This is a genomic window from Halogeometricum sp. CBA1124 (assembly GCF_009741955.1).
GTDB lineage: Archaea > Halobacteriota > Halobacteria > Halobacteriales > Haloferacaceae > Halogeometricum > Halogeometricum rufum.
The window spans coordinates 1-5,088 of the sequence record NZ_WPCD01000239.1 but is presented as its reverse complement, the minus strand read 5'-3'; the positions used below and the strand labels follow the sequence as shown (position 1 = coordinate 5,088).

Below are 5,088 nucleotides of genomic sequence, written 5' to 3'. Positions count from 1 at the left end.
TCGAAGGTGCGTACTGGAAGTCGGTCTGTCTGAGTGCGCGTCGTCGCGGAACTCGCGCCGCGAAGGAGACGTGGTCGCGAGGACGTGACTGCTCCCACTCCCGGCACCTCGTCCGTCTTCTCCGTCGGGAGGCCCGAGAGGAACAGCGGGGTGACTCGCATCTCGTCGAACCAGTCGGAGAGGCAGGTGGCCAGTTCCGTCGCCGCCCCCGGCGCGATGGGCACGTCGGCCTGCAGGACGAGCATGTCGTGCTCCTCGTCGGCGTAGATGCGGACGGGCGTCGAGAGCGACGGGTCGTCCTCGTGGTAGACGGCGACCTTGGGGACGCCCTGACAGTAAACGTTCGCGTAGTGCACCATGTCGAACGCCTCCACGAGGTGGTCGGCGGCTATTTTGCCGACCAGACCGACGCCCGGCAACCCTTCGACCATCGTCGGTTCGGTGAGCGACACGCTATCGTCGAGGACGTCTATCTTGGCCATGGTCGGGGCTTGGCGCGCGCCTGACGTAAAACCGCGGTGGGGCGGCGTCTCGAACGCCGAACCCCACGCCGGCCGGAGTCACCGGCGGGACGCGCGGTCCGAAACCCACAAGCGCCCCCCTCCGGTACGGGTGGGTAATGAACCCCTTAGAGCGGTACGCGCCGCTCGTGGACGACGAGGAGGCGTTCTTCGCGGCCTGCGACCGGTCGCTCCCCTCGGTCGTCCGCGTCAACACCATCAAGACGACGGTGGACCGCGCGCGTACGGCACTCGACGCCGAAGACGTCGGCTACGAGGTCACCGACTGGCACCCCGGCGTGCTGAAACTCGACGAACGCGGCCCCGGGACGACGTGGCCCTACTTCCACGGCTGGCTCCACGGGCAGGAGGAGGTGTCCGCCCTCCCGGCACTCGCACTCGACCCCGACCCGGGCGACGTGGTCTGGGACGCTTGCGCCGCCCCGGGGAGCAAGACGACGCAACTTGCCGACCTGATGGACGACACCGGCGTCCTCGTCGGCAACGACAACAACCTCGGCCGCCTGTCGGCGCTTCGGCACAACGCCGAACGCCTCGGCGTGAGCAACCTCGTCGTGACGAATCAGGACGCGCGGAACTACTCGCTGAAGCCGTTCGGCGAGGGGACGGATGACCCCGCCGCCGTCGACGCCTTCGACCGGGCCCTCGTGGACGCCCCCTGCTCCTGCGAGGGGACGATTCGGAAGAACCCCGACGCCCTCGACCGGTGGACGATGAACCACGTCCACAGCGTCGCGGGCATCCAGAAGGGCATCCTGCGCCGCGCCGTGCAGGCGACCCGTCCCGGCGGCACCGTCGTCTACTCGACGTGCACGTTCGCGCCCGAGGAGAACGAGGCGGTTCTGGACCACGTCCTCGGCGAGGAGGACTGCGAACTCGTCGAGTGGGACGCCCCCGACGGGTTCGAGACGGCCCCCGGCGTGACCGAGTGGGAGGACGACGAGTACGACCCGTCGGTCGAACTCGCCCACCGCGTCTACCCGCACCACAACGACACGGGCGGGTTCTTCTGCGCGAAACTGGAGGTGACGGCATGAGCGACGAACGGAGCGGCGAGGACGAAGTCGGCGCGGAGACGACGGACCAGACGCCCGAGAACGACGGCCAGCGCTTCGACCGCCTCCCCGCGACGGCCGCCGAGCGCGTCGTCGCCGGGCGACCCACCCGCGAGGAAGTCGTCGAGTGGTGGGAGCAACGGTACGGCGTCCCCCCGGAGACGTGGGACGGACACACGTTCTGGGAGAAGGGCAACGGGAAGATATGGGCGTTCGCGGCGGACGTCCCCTCGCCCTCGCCCGTCGAGGGCCTCGGCCTGCGAATCCTCCGCGCGCGTCAGGAACACTGGAAACCCTCGACGAACGCCGTCCAGCGGTTCTGCGGCGAGGCGACCGAGAACGTCGTCGTCCTCGACGACGAGGAGGCCGAGCGGTTCGTGCGCGGCGAGGACCAGGAACTCGAACGGTGGGACGGCGACTGGGGCTACCTCGTCGCCGCCCACGAGTTCGCGGGCGCGACGGAGCCCATCGGCGTCGGCCTCTACCTCCACGGCGAACTGCGCTCGACGGTGCCGAAGGGGCGGCAAGAGGACCTCTCCTGACCGGACGGTCGCCCACCTCTCGTAGCCGCCGGCCGGACCTCAGCCCTCTTCTTCCGGCAGGTTCGCCCACACGTCGCCGTTCTCGTCGACCGTCACCCGCGTCTCGGCGAACCACAGGCTGAGCGAACACGCGCCGTCTCCGCTCGGCGGGAACAGTGCGTCGAGGGCTTCGGGGTCCACCGTCCGTCCCAACGGTGGCAGGTCGACTACGGTGACGCCTCTGAGCGCCGCCACGCAGTGCAGCAGTCGAGACGTGACGCTCTCGTCCGTCTCACCGTCGTTCGGCGAGTGGACCGCGCCCCCGGAGGTGCGTTCTATCTCCATCGACGAGGTCAGTCATCCGCTCCTCCCAGGCTTCCGGCGCGAACGGTCGAGGGCGGAGACGCGACGTCCGGAGAGATATGGTCAGAGAAGGAACCCTGAGAGATACGGTCGCCACCGTCCCACGAGACGAGGTCCGCGTCGGCCAACTTGGGGAGGTGGACGTGGTGGAGTCGCGTCCGGGTGCGCGCCAGTTCGGCGGCGTCGGCGTCCCGTCCACTCGCCAGATACCGGGCGAGTTCGTCGAGCGACGTCGGTCCGTCCGTTTCCACGACGCGCCGGTAGACGCGTCGTCGCTGTTCGTGCGCCAGCGTCCCGAGAATCGTGTCCCACTGAACTTCGCTCTCCCTGCTCATACACGTACGAATGGGAAAGATTTCAGTAATACCCACTCCCTGTTATTTCAGGCGATTAAAGAGGGAGAGGCCGTAATATACGTCACCTATTTGAAGTCATCGGCCGAGCGTGGAAGCAACACCTTGGTCAGTACACTGTTCGCGCCGCGGCGGACGTTCTCCGAGGCGGACTGTTCGGAGATGCCCAGTTTCTCGCCGATGTCGGTGAGCGTCGTCCGCCGCGGAACCTCGAAGTATCCTCCCTCGACGGCGGTGACGAGTGCGCTCCGCTGGGCGTCGGTCAGTTCGAACGCGTACCCGTCCGGTTGCTCGTCGGCCAGCGTGTACACCCGGTTGAGCGTGAACGTGATGTCGTTCTCCGAACAGAAGTTGTGGAACGCCGTCAGTCCGGAGTGGTCGTCGAACCGGATGCGGAAGAACCAGCTCTCGTCGCCGCGGGCTTCGAGAATCGTCGCGTCCGTCTCCGCCATCCCGTAGAGGAGACTCTCGATGTCGGCCTCCCACTCGACGCGGTAGAGCGCTCTGTCGCCGACGACGTCGAGCGCCTTGAGTTGGCGGACGTAGTCGCTGGAGCGAACCGACTCCTCGAACGCCCCGAAATCCGGGCCGTGCATCCAGATGTACGGCATGACCCGGCCCGACGCGGGGACGATACGCTCCATCTCGACGTGGGTCCCCGGGTGGCGAGCGAGAACCTGTCCGAGGATGAACTCGTCGGAGTCGATAGTAAACTCGGCGATGACGACCATGGGAACGGGTACGACTCCAGGCGGTATGAATACAGGTGAGACAGGGAGAGGCACGTCGAGAGAGGGAGAAGCGGTCCCCGAGACGGTGGAGAGCGTGCGACGGCGTCGAGCGCTCCCCGCCGCGGTGTCCGGACTCACTCCTTCCGTCTGAGCGTGCCGCCGCCCAGTCCCTCCCACTCGACGCGATAGCCGAGGCGGGAGAGGACCGCGGAGGCGTCCGTGAGTCCACGCGCCGTCAGCAGTTCCTCGGCGTCCGACAGCGACGTGCCGGCGTCGAGTTCGTCGGCGAGGGCGTCCAGCACCGCGGGCCGGACGAGCGTCCGTCCGACGAGTTCGTGGTCGGGGAACGACACCGCGTCGAGGGCGTCCTCGCTCACGCCGTACGAGTCGGCGAGGGCCGAGAGCGACACCGCGTCGGCGTCCGGGGAGAGTTCGGCCGGCAACGCCGCGGCCGCCGCCGCGACCAACTCCGCCTCGTAGGCGCGGAGGACGTCCACCACGTCCTTCACCCGGACGGACCCCGAGTAAGTGACGACGCGGTGGTCGAGTTCGGCCACGTCCTCCGCGACTGCCAGCGACTCGTCGACGGCGACGACGAGTTCGACGTCGTCGTCGACGGTGGCGAACTGGTCGAGTTTCTTCTCGACGTACTCGGGCGTCCAGAAGCCCATTATCTCGAAGAAGACGCGGAAGGGAGATTCGTCGCCGTCGTCGTCCGCGACGGTCCCGTCGCCTCCGTCTCCCCCGTCGTCGGACCCGCCGGGACGGTAGACGAACGCGAAGTCGGGAATCATCGCCCGCGCGCCCGCCGCGAGCGGTTCGGGTTCTCGCACGAGGTCCCAGTCGAGGTCCAGCCCCTCGAACCGCGCGGCGAAGTCGGCCTCCACCCCGCTGTCGTACGTGGGTTCGGTCACCGGTTCGACGTCCGGCACCGACACGTCGGCGTCCGAGAGCGTCAGTTCGCGTTCGGTGCCCCGGTCGTCGATGGTCGCCGTCAACCGCCACTCGGCCGTCGCGGCGACGGTCCGGAGCAGACGCGCGAACGCCGTCCCGTAGCGACGCGTCCGACGGAACAGCGCGTCGGGGCCGGTGACGACGAGTTCGCGCGTCTCGCCGTCGCGGCGAATCTCGTACATCAGGCCGAGGCGCTTGACCGCCGAGACGAGTCGCTTCGGGTCGGAACTGCGGACCCGGACCTCGGTGGCGTCGAACAGCGCCGTCTGCGCGAGCGAGAGGTCGTACTGCGTCAGGAGCGAGTCGGGCGACCACCGCGCGTCGAACTCCGTCAGCACCTCGTTGACCTCCCGGTCGGCGTACAGCGACCGCTCGACGGCCGCCGAGTCGGTTCCGAGGCGGTCCGCGACGCGTTCGACGACGGCCGTTCGCGCCGCTTCCGTCGTCGGCACCCCGGCGGCCTCCGCCTCCTCGAACGTCGCCCGGCGGACCCGGACGGGCGGGAGGGGGGCCGACACCTCGAACGTCGCCTCCCTGTCGAGGAGGGCGGCGAACCCGCGGACGAGTTTGAAGTCGTCCGCCTCGCGTTC

General features: G+C 68.7%; 7 protein-coding genes. 2 read left to right on the top strand and 5 right to left on the bottom strand.

Going from position 1 to position 5,088, the window contains the following annotated elements; translation table 11 throughout:
* On the bottom strand, nt 1-482 hold a 482-nt coding region (locus GJ632_RS19305), incomplete at its 3' end, for a proteasome assembly chaperone family protein (protein WP_197428099.1).
* Nucleotides 483-619: 137 nt separating this feature from the next.
* Here GJ632_RS19305 and GJ632_RS19300 point away from each other — a divergent pair.
* A complete protein-coding gene (locus GJ632_RS19300) occupies nt 620-1,558 on the top strand; it encodes an RsmB/NOP family class I SAM-dependent RNA methyltransferase (RefSeq protein WP_191453785.1) in 939 nt (312 codons plus the stop codon).
* A complete protein-coding gene (locus GJ632_RS19295) occupies nt 1,555-2,118 on the top strand; it encodes a hypothetical protein (RefSeq protein ID WP_191453784.1) in 564 nt (187 codons plus the stop codon). The genes GJ632_RS19300 and GJ632_RS19295 overlap by 4 nt, the downstream gene beginning before the upstream one ends.
* A 39-nt stretch (nt 2,119-2,157) precedes the next feature.
* Here GJ632_RS19295 and GJ632_RS19290 read toward each other — a convergent pair whose 3' ends face one another.
* From GJ632_RS19290 to GJ632_RS19275, 4 genes are all read right to left on the bottom strand, one after another.
* On the bottom strand, nt 2,158-2,442 hold the full coding sequence (locus GJ632_RS19290) for a HalOD1 output domain-containing protein (protein ID WP_191453783.1): 285 nt from the start codon (nt 2,440-2,442) through the stop codon (nt 2,158-2,160).
* Nucleotides 2,443-2,450: 8 nt separating this feature from the next.
* Nucleotides 2,451-2,795: a hypothetical protein gene (locus tag GJ632_RS19285; RefSeq protein ID WP_191453782.1), complete on the bottom strand. Its 345-nt coding sequence runs from the start codon at nt 2,793-2,795 to the stop codon at nt 2,451-2,453.
* Nucleotides 2,796-2,881: 86 nt separating this feature from the next.
* Nucleotides 2,882-3,544 (bottom strand): helix-turn-helix domain-containing protein, encoded by a 663-nt coding sequence (locus GJ632_RS19280; protein WP_191453781.1) that lies wholly within the window; start codon nt 3,542-3,544, stop codon nt 2,882-2,884.
* A gap of 134 nt (nt 3,545-3,678) precedes the next feature.
* On the bottom strand, nt 3,679-5,088 hold a 1,410-nt coding region (locus GJ632_RS19275; RefSeq protein ID WP_191453780.1), incomplete at its 5' end, for a DUF790 family protein.

What these genes read in the sequence shown, in the direction of transcription:
- GJ632_RS19300 (WP_191453785.1), top strand. Translation starts at nt 620, where the DNA reads ATGAACCCCTTAGAGCGGTACGCGCCGCTCGTGGACGACGAGGAGGCG.
- GJ632_RS19295 (WP_191453784.1), top strand. Translation starts at nt 1,555, where the DNA reads ATGAGCGACGAACGGAGCGGCGAGGACGAAGTCGGCGCGGAGACGACG.
- GJ632_RS19290 (WP_191453783.1), bottom strand. Translation starts at nt 2,442, where the DNA reads ATGGAGATAGAACGCACCTCCGGGGGCGCGGTCCACTCGCCGAACGAC.
- GJ632_RS19285 (WP_191453782.1), bottom strand. Translation starts at nt 2,795, where the DNA reads ATGAGCAGGGAGAGCGAAGTTCAGTGGGACACGATTCTCGGGACGCTG.
- GJ632_RS19280 (WP_191453781.1), bottom strand. Translation starts at nt 3,544, where the DNA reads ATGGTCGTCATCGCCGAGTTTACTATCGACTCCGACGAGTTCATCCTC.